This window comes from Nocardiopsis chromatogenes YIM 90109, from assembly GCF_000341185.1.
Taxonomy (GTDB): domain Bacteria; phylum Actinomycetota; class Actinomycetes; order Streptosporangiales; family Streptosporangiaceae; genus Nocardiopsis_A; species Nocardiopsis_A chromatogenes.
The window spans coordinates 24,885-43,702 of the sequence record NZ_ANBH01000194.1 but is presented as its reverse complement, the minus strand read 5'-3'; the positions used below and the strand labels follow the sequence as shown (position 1 = coordinate 43,702).

The following is an 18,818-nucleotide window of genomic DNA, read 5'->3' as shown; positions in this document are numbered from 1 at the left end:
GCCCGGGGCGGGCTATTCCCCGCCGCCGTTCCCGAAGCTCTTCCTGGCCCCGGCGGCATTGCTCCTCCTGGGGCAGGTGGTCGTGGGAGCGGCGGTCTACCCGCGCCTGCCGGGGGAGCTGCCGGTGCACTTCTCCGGCCCCGGGACGATCACGGCTACGGCCGCGACCGGCCCCCTGACGGCGTTCGGCCCGGTGCTCGTGGGCGCTGGGGTGCTCCTGCTCCTGGCCTTCAGCGCGGTCCTGGTGCTGCGGACGGTCCCCAAGGACCGGCTCGCCGACTTCCCGGACGCCGACCGGACGCCTCTCGCCGCGCTGGTGGACCGGCCCGCCGACCGGGCCGACGCCGTCACCGGAGCGAGATCGGTGCTCCTCACCGCCGGAATCGTCCAGGGAGTCTTCGCCCTCGTGTGCGCCGCGGTCTGGTTCCCGGAGCGGGTCGGGGCATCCGCGTGGTTCTTTCCGGCCGTGCTGGTCCTGTGCCTCGCGAGCGCGCTCCCGGTGATCGCCGCCCGACTCCTCAGGCGCTCACGCCCGGCCAAGCGCGTGCTGTGACGATGCCCCGTGGCTCCGTCCACGGGGTCGGGTCCTGACAGCGTTCGTCGGCCCGCGCCGACGGCATGGTTCTGTTCGTGGGTGGGGACGGCGTTTGTCGATGGGGTTCGACAGCGTCTCCGTTCGCCGCAGAGCCGTGTCGATGAGGCCTGACAGCGCCGCGGGCGACGGGGTGCACCCTGCCCTTCCCCGGCAGCTGCCCCCTTCGCCGTCTGTGAAGCCGGAGGCCGAGGTGGAGCGCCCGCAGTGAAGCGGGGGCGAACGGCCCCTTGAGGGGGGGCGGGCGGCGGCCACGCTCGGCGACGAGGGGAGGCCGTGGGGCCGACGGAAGTCGTCGGCACCGCGTCGCGCCGAGTCATCTGAGCGCTGTCGGAACCGGCGGACAGGCGCTCTCACTTCCCATCGACATGATCAACGGCGCCTGCTGCGGTGGTGAGGCTGTGCCGACGGGGTCCGAGAGCAAAGCAAGAGCCGCTGATGGTGCCCCAGCGGGACGGTGGAGCGAAGCGGGGCGGGGCCGGGCGGCTGTCGTGTCGCCGTACGCCGTGTGGGGTCCTCGCCCTGCGTGGTTGGCGTTACCCGTAGGTCGGGCGGGCCCTTCGGCACGCGCCCGCCGCAGCGACGGCCCCGGCCCGTGCGGATGCACGGCCCACCGGAGCAGCCTCGGCCACCACCCGGCCCCGGCGTGTCGCTCGCCTGCGGGCCCGGGTGAGCACCCCGCCGAAGCCGCCGACGGTGTCCTCCACGGGGCATGGCCGCTCTGACCGGGGCGCCCGGGCGGGCCGTGCCGCTTCCCGCGCCCGCTGCGGGCGCGGGAAGCGGCGGCCGCCCCGGTTCAGCCCCTGCCCAGCACCGCCTCGACGGTGATCGGCAGGTCCCGGAACCGCCTCCCGGTCGCGTGGTGGACCGCGTTCGCGATGGCCGCCGACGCGCCCACCACCCCCACCTCGCCCACACCCTTCACGCCCAGCGGGTTGACCATCCGGTCCTCCACCTCGGCGAACTCCACCCGCACCTCCGGGGCGTCCGCGTTCACCGGGAGCAGGTAATCGCCCATGCTCGCGTTCGCCCACCGGCCCGAGTCGGGGTCCATGCGGGTCGCCTCCAGCAGCGCGTGCCCCAGCCCCCACAGCATGCCGCCCATCAACTGGCTGCGCGCCGTCTTGGCGTTGAGCACCCGCCCCGGGGCGAACACCCCCAGCATCCGCCGCACGCGCACCAGCCCCAGGTCCGGGTCGACGCCCACCTCGGCGAACTGCGCCCCGAACGTCGCCGCCGCGAACCCGGCGTCCGACCCCGGCGGGTCCCACGACCCCAGCGCCTCCGCGTCGAACATCATGTGCCGCCGCAGCAGGTCGGTGTAGGACTCGCCCCCGCCGTCCCGCACGAACATCCGGCCCCCGGCCACCTCCACCCGCGCAGGGTCGGCCCCGTGCAGCGGCGAATCCGGGTCGGCCACCGCCCGCTCCACCATCTGCTCGCGCAGCGCGGTCGCCGCCGTGTGCACCGCCGCGGAGATCGCCCCCGACCCGGCCGAGCCCACCGCCGCCACCGTCGTGGGCAGGTCGGTGTCGCCGTAGCGCGCCTCCACCTGCTCGGCGTCGATGCCCAGCGCCGCCGCGGCCACCTGCCGCATCACCGCGCCCACCCCGGTGCCGAACTCCGCGCACGCCGTCTCGGCGACGGCCCGGCCGTCGGCGTGCAGCCGCACCCGCGCCCGCTGCGGGTTCATCGCCTGGTAGACGGGGTACACGGCCGAGGCCATGCCGGTGCCCACCAGCCAGTGCCCGTCGGTGCGGGTGCCCGGCACCGGGTCGCGGTCGTGCCAGCCGAACATCTGCGCGCCCCGCTCGTAGCACTCCCGCAGCCCTTTGCTCGACCACGGCAGCCCGCTGGTCGGGTCGGTGTCACTGTGGTTGCGCAACCGCAGGTCGACCGGGTCGATCCCGAGCTGAGAGGCGAGCTCGTCCATGGCGGTCTCCAGGGCGAACATCCCCGAGGCCTCGCCCGGCGCCCGCATGAACGCCGGGGTCATCGTGTTCGCCCGGAACAGCCGGTACACGCCCTCGTGGTTCGGGCAGGCGTACATCCGCGCCGGCATCTCCAGCGACGGCTCGGCCCAGTCGTCGAACGGCGAGGTCGGCGACAGCTTGTGGTGGCGGATCGCGGTCAGCGTGCCGTCCCGCCGCGCCCCCACGGTGATGCGCTGCTCCTGCTCCTCCCGGTGCCCGCAGGCGGTGAACATCTGCTCGCGCGTCACCGACAGCTTCACCGGCGCCCGCACGTGCCGGGCCGCCATCGCCGCCAGCGTCGGATGCGCCCAGATCATGGCCTTGGACCCGAAGCTGCCGCCGACCGCCGTGGCCACAACCCGCACCTGTGACGGCGGGATGCCCAGCAGCTCGGCGACGGTCAGCCGGGTCGCGGTCGGCCCCTGCGTGGAGTCGTGCACCGTCAGCCGGCCGTCCTCCCAGTGCGCCGTCGCCGCCGCCGTCTCGATCGGGTTGTGGTGGTTGGCCGACATCCGGTGCACGGCGTCCACCACCACGTCCGCCTCGGCCAGCCCGGCCTCCACATCGCCCCGGCCCATCCGCCCCGGCATGAACCCGGCGAAGATCCGCTCGGGCTCGTAGGAGTGCTCCCGGCCCTCCTCCAGGGTGGTCACGTGCGGCTCGCCCCGGTACCCGATCCGCAGCAGCGAGGCCGCGTGCCCCGCCCGCTCCAAGGTGTCGGCGACCACCATCGCCACCGGCTGCCCCGCGTAGTGCACGCGGGCGTCGCGCATCGGGAAGAAGCTCTGCCCGGAGGCGCTCGCACCCGCCAGCGACGGCAGCAGGTGCGGTTCGGCCGCAAGCGGCGGCAGGTTCAGGTGGCTGAGCACCGCCAGCACCCCGTCCGAGCGCAGCGCCTCCTGCGCGTCGATCCCGGTCACCTCGCCTGCGGCGATCTCGGCGCCGACCAGCACCGCGTGCACCGTCCCCGGCGGTGCGTACTCGGCGGAGTAGCGCGCCGCCCCGGTCACCTTCGCGCGGGCGTCGGCGCGGTCCATGGGCCGCCCGGTCTGGGCCGCCCGCGTCTCCTGCGGTACGGTGCTCATCGCGCCCCTCCCTGCCGCTCGGCCGCCATGTGCAGCGCCCGTACCACGGTGCGCTCGGCCAGCTCGACCTTGAAGGCGTTCATGCCCCTGGGGACCGCGCCCTGCATCTCCCGTACCGCGGCCAGCTCGTAGGAGGCCCCCTCGGCCGGGGCCCCTACCAGCGCCCCCTCAGCCTCGCGCGCCCGCCACGGCTTGGTGGCCACGCCGCCCAGGCCGATGCGGGCCTCGGCGACCATCCCGTCCTCCACGCGCAGCACGACGGCTGCCGACGCCAGCGCGAACTCATAGGACTCCCGGTCGCGCACCTTCAGGTAGACCGAGGTGCGGGCGGCCGGGACCGGCGGCACGTCGACGGCGGTGATCAGCTCCCCGTGCCCCACGGGGTGCTCGCGCTCGGGCGTGTCCCCGGGGAGCAGGAAGAAGTCGTCGACGGGCACGGACCGCTCGCCGTCGGGGCCGCGCAGCCGCACCACAGCGTCCAGGGCGGTCAGCGCCACCGCGGCGTCGGACGGGTGGGCGGCGATGCAGTGCTCGCTGGTGCCCAGCACGGCATGGCCCCGGTTCACCCCGCCGACCGCCGCGCACCCGCTGCCCGGCACCCGCTTGTTGCAGGCCGCCCCGCCGTCGCGGAAGTAGGCGCAGCGCACCCGCTGCATCAGGTTCCCGCCGATGGTGGCCATGTTGCGCAGCTGCGGGGAGGCGCCCTTCTCCAGCGCCTGGGCGAGCACCGGGTAGCGCTCGCGCACGACCGGGTGGGCGGCGACGTCGCTCATCCTGGCCAGACCGCCGAGCCGGACACCCCCGTCGCCCTCCTCGATGCGGGAGATCGGCAGCGCGTTGATGTCGACGACGCGGCGCGGGCGCGCCACGCCGACCCTGAGCATGTCGACCTCGGTGGTGCCCCCGGCCAGGAACTCGCTGCCGGGGTCGGAGGCGACCTCCTCGACGGCGGTGGCCACGTCGGACACGCGGGTGTAGGCAAAGGGATGCATCACCGGCCCCCTTCCGGGCGCGGGCGGTCGGAGCCGTCGGCCCCGGACGGTCCGGGTCGGTCGGAGGGGCCGCCCTGATGACGGGCCGGGTCGGCCTGGTCCGCCGGGCCGACGGAGTCGGGGCCCGGGGCGGCCGCGAACCCGCCCGCATGCGCCGCGGCGGCGTCGGAGGCGGCGCCGGGACCGGCCGTCTCCGCGGCCCCGGCGGCCCCGACCGTGCCGACCGTGTCGGCGGCGCGCCCCTCGTGCGTGTCGCGCACCTGCCGGATGGCGGCCCGGATGTTGGGGTAGGCGGCGCACCGGCAGATGTTGCCGCTCATCCATTCGGCGATCTCGGCGTCGTCGCCGGTGTGGCCCTCCTCCAGCAGCGCGACCGCCGACACCACCTGGCCCGGGGTGCAGTAGCCGCACTGGAAGGCGTCGTTGGCGATGAAGGCCTCCTGCACGGGGTGCAGCCGGTCGCCGTCGGCCAGCCCTTCGACCGTGGTGACCTCGCGCCCCTCGCAGGTGACGGCCAGCGTCAGGCAGCCCAGCACCCGGCGGCCGTCCACCATCACCGTGCAGGCGCCGCAGGCGCCCTGGTCGCAGCCCTTCTTCGGACCGGTGACCCCCATGCGCTCGCGCAGGGCGTCCAGAAGGCTCACCCGGGGCTCCACGCGCACGGTGCGCGCGGTTCCGTCGACGGTGAGCGAGACGTCCACATCGCCGGGGCCGAGCTCGGGCGGGCGCGACTCCTCCCGCCCCTCACGGCGCGCCTGCGCCGGGAGGCGCGTGCGGCTGGTCTGCCGGGTCATCGCCGCCACCTCCCCGGCGCCTCGGGTTCGGCCTTCGCGACGCGGTGCATGGGATCCCCCCGGTTCTGTGCGGACGTCGCCACCCGGGCCGCGCGCTGCGGCGCGCCCCCTGTCACCTCCCAGGCGGCATCGCCGACCAGCCTCCCCCGGGAGGCGGGCCGCGCCATACCGACGCGCGGCAAAGCCCGGTGCAACTCTGCACAAGGGTGTGGCCCGGGGGAGGCGGGACCCGACGGATGGAGCCGGTCACGGCCGCGGAATCCCCGTCTGACCAGGCCAAGGCGACCGCTGCCGCCCTAGGGCGTGTTTCTCGGATCAGGCCCTACTGCGCGGCGCCCAGGCACGCCCCTCGCTGCGTTCTCATCAGTCGACAGCCTGCTGACCGACTCTCCCAGCGGCCTTGCGATGGACGCACCTGGACACCGCTCGCTACGGACCTGATCCGAGAAACACGCCCTAGCCGACGCCGGCCCACTTCCGGATTCCCGACCGGCGCCCCGCTCGCCGACGGCGGTGACGGCGGCGTTCGCTGGAGTGGTGTCGCTTGCGGCGGCCATGGCCGCCCCAGGTGGGGGCTGATGGCCGACTTCCGATAAGGGAGGGACCGGTCAGTGCACCGACGCCGAGGCGGGGCCGCCCCGAGGCCGTGGTGATCGCGCCGGCCTGGTCGGGCGGAAATTACGCCACTCCAGCGGACGCGACCGTCCGCGAGTCCGACGGGTGGGCCGGTGGCGGGACGCCTGCTTCGGATTCCGGCGGAGGACGATCACGCCCTGGAAGCGGCGAGGCGTGCCCGCGCGGTCAGGCGTCGGCCACGGCGGCGGCGATCGCGTCGAGCCAGCGCGCCACCGGGCCGACGGTGACCATGCCGCTGGCCGCCCCCGCGATCTCCTGCCGGGCGGGCAGGAGCCGGTCGCGGACCTTCACCAACGCCTCCCGGTCGCCGAGTTCGAGGGCGGCCGCCGCCTCCAGGCAGCACAGCGCCTCATAGAGCAGGTCCGGCGCGGGGTCGGGGAGGGCGTGCAAGGCGGCGCGGGCCTCGTCGTCCTCACCCGCGCGCAGGAGCAGGAGCGGTTCGACCCAGGGCCGGTAGGGACCCCAGCCGTCGTCCGGGGACACACGTCCCACCGCCGCGAGCACCGGGGACTCCGGCGGCCCGCCCCCTCCGGCTTCGGGGGACTCGGGCGCCCCCTCCGGGGCCGCCGGTGAGCCCCGGTGGGCCCTCGACAGGTGCAGGCACAGCAGCGCCAGTGGCAGCAGCCCCCCTTCGACGCCCGGCATGCCCGAGCCGTCCAGGTCCGCGGCCGCCTCCCGGTAGGCCGTCTCGGCGTCTGCGGTCCGTCCCGACACGGCGACCCGAAGCGCGCGGTACCAGCGTGTGAAGACGCGTGCCAGCGGTAGCTCGTTCTCAAGCGACAGCCGGTCGACCGCCGCCGCATGCGCGTCGGCGGCGGCGAAGTCGCCCAGTCCTGCGCGCGCCTGCATCCGCACCATCCGGCCGAAGACCTCATAGGTCGGCAGGGCGTGCCGGGCTCCGAGCGCGGCCGCCTCCGCGCCTATGGCATCGCGCCGCTCGGCGCCGCCCGCGCGCGTGCACGACTGCATGAACACCGCGTTGAGGGCGAAGGCCAGCAGCGCCGGGTCGTCGAGGCGGCGCGCGATCGCCTCGGCCTCGCGCGCCGCCTGCGGGCCGCGGGGCGAGCGGATGCCGCGCATCTCCAGGCCGATCGTGGCCAGCAGACGGCAGCGGGCTGCCGCCTGCCCCCCGACGCCGCCCTCCTCGCCGTTCCCGGCGCCCTCCCCTCCGCCGTCCCCGTCTTCCGGGAGCGCCGCGAGCGTCCGCTCGGCGGCGGCGACGATCTCCCTGGCCTGGGCCGGGTCGTCGCTGCGCGTCCAGATCGCGGGCACGTCGTAGGCGCCGATCACCCGCGCCGCCAGCTCCGGGTCGTCCGCCTCCTCGGCGGCGCGCACGGCGGCCGGCCGGTTCTCCCGTGCCGCCTCCAGGCCGCCGCCCCCGGTCACCGCCAGGCTCCGCAGCAGGCCGACCGACGATTCCAGCCGCGCGCGGGAACCGGCGGCGACCGAGCGGTCATAGGCGGCGGCGGTGCGCGCCCACACCTCGGCGGCGGACCGGGCCGCCCCCGGCTGCTCCAGCGCGGGATCCTGGGCGAGCACGTCCGCCTCCAGACGCCGGAGGCGCGGCCCCGGATCGACCCCCAGGGCGTCGGCGAGGGCCGTCCGGGCCCGGCGCAGCACCGCCAGCGCGTCGGCCTGCCGCCCGGAGCGGTACAGCGCCAGGGCCAGGAGCCGCCACGTCTCCTCCCGCCAGGGGTGCTCGGCGGCCTGGGCGTCCAGGTCCGGGAGGGCCGCGGCCGCCTCGCCCAGGGCCAGGCGGGCGTCGGCGCGCCGCTCCACCGCCTGCAGGCGCAGCTCGTCCAGGCGGGCGCGTTCGGCCTGCGCCCAGTGCTCGGCCGCGAAATCAGCGTAGGCGGGGCCGCGCCACAGCGCGAGGGCGTCGTCGAGCAGCTCCAGGGCGCGCTTGGGCGGCTGGTCTCCGGCCCCGTTCAGGGCGTCCTCGAACCGCCAGGCGTCCACGGTGCCGGGGACGGCGCGCAGCGCGTACCCCGGGCCCTCGGTCACGAGCAGCCGGGGCGGGGTGCGCGGCGGGCGGTCCGGCTCCAGCGCGCGCCGGAGCGCGGCCACGAAGGTGCGCACGGCGCCGACCGCGCCGTCAGGCGGATCCTCCCACAGGTCGTCCACCAGGCGGTCGACGGGGACGACCCGCCTGCGGGCGATGAGCAGCACCGCCAGCACCGCCCGGTGCCGGGGCCCTTTGAGGGGGACCGCCGCGCCGTCCCGCTCGGCCGTGACCGGCCCGAGCACACCGAATCCGACCCGCTCCATGCCCGCCTTCCCTGCTCGCACGCCGGTCCAACGGTATGCGCTCATCGGATGCTCATTCGCGCGCGGCACGCTCGGGATGAAGGCGGACGGCGGTCGGGCGGGGGCCTCGCGCCCGCGGACCGCCCCCGGCCGGACCGACAACGATCGAGGAGAGCACCATGGCGCCGACCATTCCCGGATTCGACTACCAGAGGGTGACCGTCGCCGACGGCGTCGAGCTGAACGCGGCCGTGGGCGGCTCGGGCAGCCCCGTCGTGCTGCTGCACGGGTTCCCGCAGACCCACCTGATGTGGCGGCACGTGGCCGCCGACCTGGCGGCCGACCACACCGTCATCGCCCCCGACCTGCGGGGGTACGGCGCCAGCGACAAGCCCGCCGAGGACGGCGGGGCCTACTCCAAGCGCACCATGGCGGCCGACGTCGTGGCGCTGGCCGGTGCCCTGGGGCACGAGCGGTTCGCGCTGGCCGGGCACGACCGGGGGGCGCTGGTCGCCATCCGCGCGGGGCTGGACCACCCGGACCGCGTCACCCACCTGGCCAGCCTGGACGTGCTGCCGACCCTGGACATGTGGGACGTGATGCACGGCCGGAGCGCGGCCGTCGGCTTCCACCTCTTCCTGATGGCCCAGCCGCCCGGGCTGCCCGAACGGATGATCGGCGCCGAGCCGGACGCGTTCTTCTCCTTCTTCCTCGACGCCTGGGGCGCCGACCCGGAGACGATCCCCGCGGACGTGCGGGAGGCCTACCTCGCGGCGTCCAGGGACGCGGTGCCGTCGATCGTCGCCGACTACCGGGCCTCGGCCGGGATCGACGTCGAGCACGACCAGGCCGACCGGGACGCGGGCCGGAAGCTCGGCATGCCGGTCACCGTCCTGCAGCAGGACTGGGGTGCGGCGCTGGGGTTCGACGCCGAGGGCATCTGGAAGGGGTGGGTGGACGACCTGGTGCACCGGACGGTGGCGGCGGGCCACTTCATGGCCGAGGCCGACCCGGGACGGGTGGCCACCGAGCTGCGGGAGCTCCTGGAGCGGTGAGGGGGCGGGCGGAGGGACGCGGCCGGGGAGGCCGCGCCCGCCCGGCCGTGCGGTGCCCCTCCGGGGCGACCGTACAGCGCGCCCGGCGGCCCCGGGTCGGCACCCGCCGATCCTCCCCGCGGGGGCACCGTGCCCTCCCGCGGGGGCGGGCGCTGCCGGAGTGCAGGCCGGTCGGCCTCCGCCGGGTTGCCTCCGCTACCGGGTCCGGTTGCCGACCGACACGCTTCCCTGGGCCACGGCGACCAGCGTCTCCGTGCCCTCCGCATCCACGGTGGCCAGGTCGCACCGGCACACCACGCGGGTGCGCCCGGCCCGGACCACCTGCGCGTCGGCGCGCAGCAGGACGCCGTCGGCGGGCTTGAGGTAGTCGATGGTGTATCCGGCGGTGATCAGGTCCGTCCCGGCGGAGGTGCCCGCCGCGAAGGTGAGCGCGTTGTCGGCGGCGTAGCCGAGTACGCCGCCGTGCAGCACGCCGTACTGCTGGCGCAGCTCGTCGCGGATGTCCAGCTCCAGCACGGCACGCCCGTCGCCGAAGGCGGTCAGGCGCGCGCCGAGCAGGGCGCTGAACGGTTGTGCGCGCAGGACGGCGCGGGCGTTCTCAAGGGCGGGGTCATCGATGTCGAGAGTGTCCACGGATCCTCATTTCACTAGTGAAGTGAGGATCGCGCCGCACGGGCTCCTCTGTCAACATCGGACCATGCCCGGACCTGACGAGCGCCTGTACTTCCTGTTGCAGCGGGCCGCCCACCGCCTGCGCACCGACGCCGACCGCCGCCTGGTGGAGGCCGCCGGGATCACCAGCGCGCAGCTCGGGGCGCTGTTCGCGGTCCGCGCCGAGCCGGGCACGACCCAGCGGAGGCTCGCCGAGGTGCTCGGCCTGCGCGAGTCCGCCGTGACGGCGCTGGTCCGGAGGCTGGCCGACGGCGGCCTGGTCGTCAGGCGGACGCACCCGCACGAGCACCGGGCGGTGGTGCTGGAGCTGACCGAGGAGGGGGAGGCGGCCCTGCGCGAGGCCCGCCCGGAGATGGACCGCTTCAACGCCGAGATGCGCGGACTGCTCGGGGACGAGGGGTTCAGCGCGACGGCGGAGGGTCTGCACCGCCTCGCCTTCGCCCCCGGCGAGGGTGAGAGGGGCGGCGAAGAGGGGGAGGGCGGAAAGGCGTGACCCTCGATCCGAGCCGCTTGCGGTCCGTCGGGGCGTAAGGCGGAGGGCGGCGACGGAGGTCGGAGGCCGGTTCCCCGGGCCTGCCTGTCGGGCGGCGGGCCGCTGGGGCGTGAGGCGGTGGCGCCCTCCTGACCGGAGGCGCGTCCTGAGGGAGGGTGCACGTCATTCGGACCCCTCGTCTCACCAAATGTGACGCCCCGTCCTGGAAACCGGGATTATCGGACCCCTTCGCGCCCGCTGGCCGATCCAGCGCGGCGAACGGACCATCTCAAGGGTGATTGCGTGGTGAAATCACCGCCCCAGCCGCCTTCGGGCCGCCCGACAACGCTGCCGGATGGGGCGCCGTCCTTGGTTGTCGCCGCTTTCCGCCTCGCACTCCGGTGGCCCGCCGCCCGGCCGGGGCCCAGGAGCGGGGGACCCGCCGAGCCACCCGTGGTGTCCGGAAGGCGGGCTCCGCTCCGGCCGCTACCGGCCCGGTGTCTCAAGCCCCACGGCAGCACGCGATGAAGTCGTCCACCACTGGGTCGCCCTCGGCGTCCGGGACCCACGCGACACCCGCCTGGACCGGGCTCACGCCCGCCACCGGGCGATAGACCACGCCCGGATGCGCGTAGTACCGGGCCGCCGACTCCGGAGCCAGCGCCACGCCGAGCCCGGCGGCGATCGCGTTCAACCACTCGTCCGGGTGCTCGGCCACCGCGCCGACCCGTGGTGTCCCCGATGTGCGCTCTCCGGCCGCCAACCAGTGGTCCCGCCACGCGCCCGTATGCTCCGGCGCGGCGACGAAGGGCTCGTCCTCCAGCTCCTCGAACCGGATCACCTCCCGCTCGGCCAAAGGATGGCCGACGGGAAGGGCCGCACTGCGCGGCTCGGTGTGCAGGACCTCCACGCGCAGTCCCTCCTGGCCGGGTAGGGGCAGGAGGACCAGGGCCGCGCGGACCCGCCGGTCGGCCAGCCCCGCGGTGGGGTCGGACCACGGCGCCTGGCGGAGTTCGAGCCGCCAGGCCGGGCGGACCCGGGCGAAAGCGGCCTGGACGGCCGATGCCGGTCCGCCGCTGGCGATGAACCCCACGGGCAGGACCTGGGCCTCCCGGTCGACGGCCAGCCGGACGTCGCGCACGGCCTCCTCCCATGCGGCGAGCAGCGTCGGGGTCCGATCGGCCAGCGCGCGCCCCGCGGCGGTGAGCCGGATCCCGGTCGGCGTCCGGTCGAAGAGGTGGGCCCCGAGCAGGTCCTCCAGACGGTGGATCTGCCTGGTCACGGCCGGCTGGGACACATAGAGCCGTTCGGAGGCGCGGGTGAGCCCTCCCTCTTCGGCGACGGCGGTGAAATAGCGGAGCAGCCGGGTGTGCACGTCCATGCGATCAGGTTATGGAAACGGGTATTGGACGGTCCGGTTCACGGGGCGGAAGGCTGGTGCGCAGGGGCGGCGGGCGAGGCGCCTGCGGAGGGACGCTCTGCCCGTTCCGACCACTCGGTCGGCGCCCGATGGAATCCCCACACGGAGGATGGAACCGATGCACACCGTCTACCTGGTCGTCGTATGGGCCACGATTCTGGCCAACGCGGGAATCGCCATCGCGGACTTCACGCGCGCGGGGTTCGTGATGAAGAATTCCGCCGCGGTCGACCTGCCGCCCTCGTGGATCGTGCCCCTCGGGGCGCTGAAGACGGCCGGTGCCGTCGGACTCCTCGCCGGTGTGGCCGGGGTCCGATGGGTCGGGGCGGCAGCGGCGGCGGGCCTCGTCCTCTTCTTCATCGGGGCGGTGGCGGCGCACGTCAGGGCACGCGTATTCGCCAACATCGCCTTTCCTGGCGCCTACCTGGCGCTCGCCGCGGGTTCACTGGTGCTGACCCTCCTCCGGTGAGCGGCAGGCCGGGGCCGTCCGTTCGCCGACACCCCCGACCCTGCGCCCGTCGGCCCTCCGCACCATCGGGCCTGCGGCGGAACGGGGCACACCGTCCGGATGGGCCTCGTTGTCATCCGTTCGGATGACGCCGATACCGGTGCGCGTGGGGAGTGTGGGGAAACGCACCTGCAGCGCATCTCCACCGAGCTGAGGGTGGACACCAGGACGGCCGCGGTGCGTGCGGCGGTCGAGCAGGACCTGATCCGCCTGGACTGACAGGCGGCGGGCAGGCGCCCGGCCGCCCCTACTCGGCGGTCGCGTCGATGCTCTCCTCCAAGCCCTCGGAGACCCTGGTGACCAGGATCAGGTCCTCGTCGGGCAAGGTGGTGTCCTCGGTCCGGTACTGCACCGTCACGGCGACATTGCTCATGCGGAAATGGGCCCTGTGAAGGAGGGTCTCCTCGCCGGACGGGTCCGTGTACGACGCTTCGTCGACGATCTTGTACAAGGTGGCGAACCCCTCGTCGCCCACCTCGATGTCCTTGGCTGCGAGCTTCTCGCTGCCGTCCTCGGGCCCCTCGTCCGCGCTCTCCCTGACGGCGGCGAGGCGTTCCTTCACGGGCTTGTAGTCCGAGGCCGCCGTGTCGGGCGAGTAGAGGGTGATGTCCACGACCAGCTCGCCCTCACCGACCCAGCCGCCGCAGGCCGAGTACTCGGGGCCCGTGTCGTCCTCCGCCGTCGGCGGCGCCGTGAACGCCGGTTCCACCTCCACGACCTTGACGTCGTCCTTGGTCACGTGCCCGACGGCGTCTTTGAGCAGCTCGTCGCAGTCGCCGATGCTCTCGTAGGCCGCCGCGGGTGTGGCGTAGACGCCGAGGGAGACGGCGGCGGCCAGCCCGAGGGCGACGCCGCCGCCGATCAAGTACCGCCGGTCGGACCACCAAGCGGGCCGGGCGGCCGCCGAAGAGGTCTCCTGCGGTTCGGGGGCGGGGGAGGAACCGGGGGAAGAATCGGACATCGGTGGGGATTCCTCGTCAGGGATGAGGCGGCAGGGGACAGGGGGAACGGGCCCGTTCCATCCTCTACCCCCGGCGCCGCGAACATCACCACCGGCCCTCTCCCCCCGCGCCTCCCTCACTCCCCTCCGTCTGCGGCCGCCAGGGCCGCATCCCCCTGGTAGAGCCGCGCGACGACCCCCTCGATGCCGGGCTCCTGCACGGTCAGGTCCGCGACCTGGCGGTCCCGTGCCACCTGCGCGATCACCTCGGCCGGGTTCCCGTCCAGCTCCAGCCACTGGCGCGGCCCCCGGCGGCGGACGCAGCGCGCCCCCGGCACCGCGATCGGCGGCCCCGGCTCGGCGAGGTCGACGACGAGCGTGCGCGGCCCCGGGGCGCGGTCCCGCAGCCCTGCCAGGTCCCCGTCGTAGGCCAGGCGGCCGTGGTCGATCACCACCACGCGGCGGCACAGCCGCTCCACGTCCCCCAGGTCGTGCGTGGTCAGCAGGATCGTGGTGCCGCGCTCGGAGTTGAGCCGGGTCAGGAACGCGCGGATGGTGGACTTGCTGACCACGTCGAGCCCGATGGTCGGCTCGTCCAGCACCAGCAGGTCCGGATCGTGCAGCAGCGCGGCCGTCAGGTCCCCGCGCATGCGCTGGCCCAGGCTGAGCTGGCGCACGGGGGTGTGCAGGAACGGCCCCAGCTCCAGCAGCTCGGTCAGCTCGGCCAGGCGCCGCGCGTGGTCGTGCGGCGCGACACGGTACAGGTGCCGCGTCAGCGCCAGGCTGTCGCGCAACGGCAGGTCCCACCACAGGGTGGTGCGCTGCCCGAACACGATGCCGATGCGCGCCGCCAGGCGCGCCCGGTGGCGGGCCGGTTCCAGCCCGAGGACCCGCAGGCGTCCCCGGCCCGGCGTGAGCAGGCCGATCAGCATCTTCATCGTCGTACTCTTCCCGGCGCCGTTGGGCCCCAGGTAGCCCACGACCTCGCCGGGGCGCACCTGGAAGGTCACCCCGTCGACGGCGTCGACGGTGCGGCGCCTGCGGCGCAGCAGCGGCCCTTCGGAGACGGTGAACGACCGGCCGAGCCCGCGGGCGTCGATGACGGGCCCGTCGGCGGGGGAGGAGGGCGGGGAATCGGAGGCGGCCGAGGAATCGGACGAGGGCGAGGAGGGCATGGTCAGCTCCCGGTGGATCGGTAGTGCCGCAGCCCCGCGCGCCACGCCAGGGCGGCCGCGGCGCACAGCACGGCGGCGACGGCCGGAGGGGCGAAGCGCAGCCACTCCGGCAGCCCGGTGGGGTCGGGGCGGTCGAGGAGGTACAGCGCGGGCTGCCAGCTGACGAAGGCCAGCGGCACGGTGAAGGTGGCCGCGCGGACGATGCCGCGGCCGTAGACGGCCAGCGGGTACTCGGTGAGGGCCTGCCCGCCGTAGGTCACCGAGTTGGCGGCCTCCCGGGCGTCGGTGACGAAGAACTGCAGGCACGCCCCGATGGTCCAGATCGCGCAGCAGATCGCCACCCCGCCTGCCAGCAGGACGGGCGTGTAGAGCACCCGCCCGAGGGTCCACGGGACGTCCAGGGTGGCGAGCGCGTAGCCCACCATGGCGGCCGCGGGTACGACCTTGCCCAGCCGGTGCGGTGAGAAGTGGTCCGCGGCGAGCTGGACCAGCGCCGGGACCGGCCGCACCAGCATGGTGTCCAGCGAGCCGGTGCGGATGTGGTCGCCGATGCGCTCCACCGACCCCATCAGCAGGTCGGCCGTCCCGAAGGCCAGCGCCGCCAGGCCGTAGACGAGCAGCGCCTCCCGCGCGGTGAAGCCCGCCAGCTCACCGGCGTGGCCGAACACCACCAGCACCGCCGTCAGCTCGGCCGCGGTCGAGAACGCCTGGGCCAGGGCCAGCAGCGCCAGCGACCCGGGGTACTGGGCGACGGCCCGGCACCACGTCCAGGCCAGCAGGAGGTACACGGGTACGCGCGGCGCCCGGCCGCGCCGGAGGGCGGAGGACGGGCTAGCCACCCTGGACCACCACCCTGCGCGCAGCGCGGGCGGTCACCAGGGCCGCCAGCCCGAGCAGGGCCGCCGCCCAGGCGGCCTGGAACGCCAGCGCCCCGGCGGGCCCGCCTCCGGGGACGGTGTCCTTGCCGAGGAACACCTCGACGGGCACCTGCACCATCGCCGCCCACGGCAGGGCCCGCAGCACCTCGGCCACCGGCGCCGGGAAGAGCACCAGGGGGATCAGCATGCCCGCGCACACCGGGCCGATCAGGTGGGTCAGCGCCGACACCCCGCGGGTGTCCAGCAGCCAGAACCCGCTGACCGCGTACAGGTAGCGGAACGCGAACCCGATCAGCGACGCCAGGGCGAGCGCCCCGGCCGCCCACGCCCACCGCGCCGGGGCGTCCGGCAGGGCGAGCGGGAACACCAGCGCCCCGGCGGTGAACGTGGGCACGCTGCGGGCGGCGACGGCGAACGCCGCGCGGCCCAGGTCGTGGGAGAGCCACCAGGCCAGCGGCGAGGCCGGGCGCATCAGGTCCACCGCGATCTCGCCGGTGCGGATGCGCTCGGCCAGCTCCAGCGGAGGCCCCATCACCGCGACCGGGCCCATCAGGGCCTGGGCGACGAAGACGTGTGTGACGGCGTCCGTGGCGTCATAGCCGTTGATCTCCGGGCGCGCATGAAAGAGCGCCAGAAGGACCGAGGCGTTGATGAGGCCGAAGACGACATTGGTGAATACGGCGGCTACCGTGGCCGCACGATAAGTGGAATAGCGGCGCAGCCCGAGGGCGAACACCGCACAGTAGACGCGCACCGGCGCACTCCCTGGCAGTCCGAGACCGTGCGAATGGAGAACGATCGAGCCAGGGGCCGGAAGCACTGCGGAAGCGGATCCGGACCGAGGCCCGTTGTCCGGCACGGCCCTGCAGGGGCAGGTCCGGGTCGCCGCGAGTGAGGGATGTTAGCACGCCCCGACCGTAGGAAGGGAATTCTCTGGGCGGGAATTCCTTTCCCGGGGGCGGGCCGGCGAATATCGGACTGGACAGGACCGAAACGGTCATGTTTCGGCGGGGTGCGTCCACCTTCGCAGGTAGGCCGTGATCGCCCGCGGGGCGTCCGCGGGGCCGACGGCGGCGATGTGGCCGTCGGGGCGGATGAGCGCCGCCGAACCCGGGCCCAGCACCCCGGCCGCCTCTCCGGAGCCGATGCCGTGCACCTTCACCGTCGCCGCCGTTCCGTCGCCGAAGGCGGGCGGCCCGAGGAGGCCCTGCGCGCCGTTGTGGAAGGGTGGTGCTCGCCGCCGCCGAGTACCCGGGGATCGTCCGCCTCCTCGCGTCGGAGGGCGTGGCCGAAGGGCCCAGGACCAGGCAGATCCTGGACCGCGTGTCCGGCCTGGCCGAAGCGCTGGCGCCCGTCGTCGAGGGCCTGCACGTCCAGGGGCGCCTCCGCGCGCACGGGATCGCCTCGCCCGCCCAGTACACCGTCTTCGCCGTGGCCCTGGCCATGGCGCTGTCAGTGCTGTCCCGGGGGATCACCGGAATCGCCCCGCGAAGGCCGGACGCCGCCCGCGCCCACGCCGACCTCTTGGTGCGCACCCTTCTCGCGGACGCCCCGGGGGTCCGCGACACCCGGGAGGGCCCCGGTCGGACCGCGCCCCGACGCCCGTCGCACCCGCCCGCCGTCCGCGCGGGGCGGCGGTTGTGCCCTGCACAAGAATTGAAAAGATTCCTATCTTTTTCTGGGGCGCCTTCTTAGGTTCACCAGGGCCGGTCGGCACCCCGCACGGGGGCCGTTCGGCAGGGGCCGCCCGCCGCCCCGATCCCCGCTGAACGGCGATCCTCCCGGCAGGCCGGACCGCCCACGCGATCCGAGGGGGACGCGACCCGCACGAAAGGGCACGCGATGCACCTGCGCAGGAAGTCCATCCAGGCGGCCAGCGTCCTGGCCGCCGCCCCACTGGCCCTGGCCCTCCTTCCCACCAGCGCCGCCTACGCCCACGGATACGTCTCCTCGCCCGCCAGCCGCCAGGCGCAGTGCGCCGAAGGCACCGTCGAGTGCGGCCCGATCAAGTGGGAGCCGCAGAGCGTCGAGGGCCCCAAGGGCCTGACCAGCTGCAGCGGGGGCAACGAGGCCTTCGCCGAGCTCGACGACGACTCCAAGGGCTGGTCGGTCGAGCCCGTCGGCACCAGCCTCGACTTCACCTGGACCTTCACCGCCCGGCACGCGACCTCGAACTGGGAGTACTACGTCGGCGGCGACCGCGTCGGGACCGTCGACGGGAACGGACAGCAGCCGCCCTCCACCGTCACCCACAACGTGGACCTGAGCGGCTACAGCGGCCAGCAGAAGGTCCTGGCCGTGTGGAACATCGCCGACACCCCCAACGCCTTCTACGCCTGCGTCGACGTCAACGTCGGCGCGGCCTGACCCCGCTCCTCCGAGACCCGGGGGCTGCGGCGTCAAGGAACGCGGGGCGCGCTCTGAGGGGCGCGCCCCGTGCCCGTGCCCCGGGCGCGGCACACCCCGACGGCGGGTCGGCCGGACGCGCAGGCGGAGGGGCACGGAGGCCAGGTCGCGGGGCGCTGAGGCCACGTCGGCCACGCGGGACACTTCGTTCGCATCCGTCGCCGAAGTCGCGGTTTCCCTGTGGGCCCGAGGTGTCCGCGCGACAATGAAGTGTGCGGCAGTCCGCCCCTCCCGGCTGCCGCACGCCTCTTGAGCCCCGGTGTTCCGCGGCCCGCCCTCCCCTCCTGTCCGCTGGCCCTCGCCGCGCTTTCGGGGGATCCTGTACACCGTCGACGCCCGCTCCCCGGGCCGGGCTCCGGGCGTGGCGAAGGGGCAGTTGAAGATGGACGCTTGAGGGGCCCAAGTGGTTGACGTGTCTGCACAGCTCGGCCGAACCTGGCCGCAGGCGGCCGACGCGGCCTGACGACCTGGGGCGACCCGATACTGTGGCAGCAGTTCCGGTCCCCGAGACCGGGACCGCGGGTGGTCGTCGAGCGGGGACGGCCACCCGCTTTGCGTTGCAGGGGGCCGCGCGGCGGCCCCCTGGGTGCGCCCCGACCGTCCGGCTCTACGTCGCCCCGGGCCCGCCGCCATGTGCGAAGACGTGCAGGCGCCCGCCAACCGGGCCACCGCGGCCGCCGGGAACAACCCCCCGACACCGCCTCCAGCACCGCGAGGATCCGCGCTAACTCGGTCGTCGGCAGAGCACGTGCCGGAAGACGAGGACCGCCGGGGTGAAGACCAGCGCGAGCGGGAAGAGCTCCACCGACGCGACCGTCCCCGAATGGACCGCCTCGCCGTCCTGGTGGAAGGGCCGCCCAACAGGGCGAACACGAGGAACACCGCCGCCACGGCGAACACCGGAACCGTGCTCCGCCCCCGTCGCGGCCGATCCTCGCCCCGAAGACGATCTCCGCCGTGCACGCCGGCATGG

The 18,818-nt window shown here is 74.9% G+C and carries 16 protein-coding genes and 2 pseudogenes; 7 read left to right on the top strand and 11 right to left on the bottom strand.

Annotation, left to right across the window (positions count from 1 at the left end; all coding sequences use genetic code 11):
* Nucleotides 1-553 (top strand): DUF1648 domain-containing protein (locus D476_RS0118910; protein ID WP_017625501.1); only part of this gene is annotated, 553 nt, incomplete at its 5' end.
* Between the two features lie 835 nt (nt 554-1,388).
* Here D476_RS0118910 and D476_RS0118905 read toward each other — a convergent pair.
* The 4 genes and pseudogenes from D476_RS0118905 to D476_RS0118890 all read right to left on the bottom strand — a co-directional run bounded on the left by D476_RS0118905 (nt 1,389) and on the right by D476_RS0118890 (nt 8,340).
* Nucleotides 1,389-3,650: a xanthine dehydrogenase family protein molybdopterin-binding subunit gene (locus D476_RS0118905; protein ID WP_017625500.1), complete on the bottom strand. Its 2,262-nt coding sequence runs from the start codon at nt 3,648-3,650 to the stop codon at nt 1,389-1,391.
* Nucleotides 3,647-4,642 (bottom strand): FAD binding domain-containing protein, encoded by a 996-nt coding sequence (locus D476_RS0118900; protein ID WP_017625499.1) that lies wholly within the window; start codon nt 4,640-4,642, stop codon nt 3,647-3,649. Before D476_RS0118900 ends, D476_RS0118905 begins: the two co-directional genes overlap by 4 nt.
* Before the next feature lie 251 nt (nt 4,643-4,893).
* Nucleotides 4,894-5,436, bottom strand: a pseudogene (locus D476_RS33830) ((2Fe-2S)-binding protein); the annotation flags it as partial.
* A gap of 801 nt (nt 5,437-6,237) precedes the next feature.
* On the bottom strand, nt 6,238-8,340 hold the full coding sequence (locus D476_RS0118890; protein WP_017625497.1) for an AfsR/SARP family transcriptional regulator: 2,103 nt from the start codon (nt 8,338-8,340) through the stop codon (nt 6,238-6,240).
* A gap of 158 nt (nt 8,341-8,498) precedes the next feature.
* Here D476_RS0118890 and D476_RS0118885 point away from each other — a divergent pair, with 158 nt between their 5' ends.
* Entirely contained in the window at nt 8,499-9,374 is an 876-nt protein-coding gene (locus D476_RS0118885) for an alpha/beta hydrolase (protein ID WP_017625496.1), read from the top strand.
* Between the two features lie 195 nt (nt 9,375-9,569).
* On the opposite strand, the gene D476_RS0118880 is transcribed toward D476_RS0118885, so the two are convergent.
* The gene (locus D476_RS0118880; protein ID WP_017625495.1) at nt 9,570-10,007 is read right to left on the bottom strand and encodes a PaaI family thioesterase; all 438 of its coding nucleotides are present in this window, start codon (nt 10,005-10,007) and stop codon (nt 9,570-9,572) included.
* A 64-nt stretch (nt 10,008-10,071) separates the two neighbouring features.
* Between D476_RS0118880 and D476_RS0118875 the strand changes: the two genes are divergently transcribed.
* Entirely contained in the window at nt 10,072-10,539 is a 468-nt protein-coding gene (locus D476_RS0118875) for a MarR family winged helix-turn-helix transcriptional regulator (RefSeq protein WP_017625494.1), read from the top strand.
* A gap of 481 nt (nt 10,540-11,020) precedes the next feature.
* Here the strand turns inward: D476_RS0118875 and D476_RS0118870 are convergent, their stop codons facing one another.
* Entirely contained in the window at nt 11,021-11,899 is an 879-nt protein-coding gene (locus D476_RS0118870; RefSeq protein ID WP_017625493.1) for a LysR family transcriptional regulator, read from the bottom strand.
* 157 nt (nt 11,900-12,056) lie between these two features.
* Here D476_RS0118870 and D476_RS0118865 point away from each other — a divergent pair, with 157 nt between their 5' ends.
* Together D476_RS0118865 and D476_RS38255 are read left to right on the top strand one after the other, a co-directional pair.
* Nucleotides 12,057-12,407 (top strand): DoxX family protein, encoded by a 351-nt coding sequence (locus tag D476_RS0118865; RefSeq protein ID WP_017625492.1) that lies wholly within the window; start codon nt 12,057-12,059, stop codon nt 12,405-12,407.
* 99 nt (nt 12,408-12,506) lie between these two features.
* Nucleotides 12,507-12,665, top strand: coding sequence for a hypothetical protein (locus tag D476_RS38255; protein ID WP_017625491.1), 159 nt, complete (start codon nt 12,507-12,509; stop codon nt 12,663-12,665).
* 28 nt (nt 12,666-12,693) lie between these two features.
* Here D476_RS38255 and D476_RS0118855 read toward each other — a convergent pair whose 3' ends face one another.
* The 5 genes and pseudogenes from D476_RS0118855 to D476_RS38000 form a co-directional block, all read right to left on the bottom strand.
* Complete coding sequence (locus tag D476_RS0118855) at nt 12,694-13,407, bottom strand: hypothetical protein (protein ID WP_017625490.1); 714 nt, start codon at nt 13,405-13,407, stop codon at nt 12,694-12,696.
* A 116-nt stretch (nt 13,408-13,523) separates the two neighbouring features.
* Entirely contained in the window at nt 13,524-14,561 is a 1,038-nt protein-coding gene (locus D476_RS0118850; protein WP_017625489.1) for an ABC transporter ATP-binding protein, read from the bottom strand.
* Nucleotides 14,562-14,563: 2 nt separating this feature from the next.
* Entirely contained in the window at nt 14,564-15,400 is an 837-nt protein-coding gene (locus tag D476_RS0118845) for an ABC transporter permease (RefSeq protein ID WP_040726640.1), read from the bottom strand.
* A complete protein-coding gene (locus tag D476_RS0118840) occupies nt 15,393-16,193 on the bottom strand; it encodes an ABC transporter permease (RefSeq protein ID WP_026123644.1) in 801 nt (266 codons plus the stop codon). Before D476_RS0118840 ends, D476_RS0118845 begins: the two co-directional genes overlap by 8 nt.
* Nucleotides 16,194-16,436: 243 nt before the next feature.
* A pseudogene (locus D476_RS38000) lies at nt 16,437-16,604 on the bottom strand (aromatic-ring hydroxylase C-terminal domain-containing protein); the annotation flags it as partial.
* Between the two features lie 65 nt (nt 16,605-16,669).
* Here D476_RS38000 and D476_RS0118830 point away from each other — a divergent pair.
* Together D476_RS0118830 and D476_RS0118825 are read left to right on the top strand one after the other, a co-directional pair.
* Nucleotides 16,670-17,134: a hypothetical protein gene (locus D476_RS0118830; protein WP_152529391.1), complete on the top strand. Its 465-nt coding sequence runs from the start codon at nt 16,670-16,672 to the stop codon at nt 17,132-17,134.
* A gap of 147 nt (nt 17,135-17,281) precedes the next feature.
* On the top strand, nt 17,282-17,806 hold the full coding sequence (locus D476_RS0118825) for a lytic polysaccharide monooxygenase auxiliary activity family 9 protein (RefSeq protein WP_017625483.1): 525 nt from the start codon (nt 17,282-17,284) through the stop codon (nt 17,804-17,806).
* Nucleotides 17,807-18,818: the final 1,012 nt, after the last annotated feature.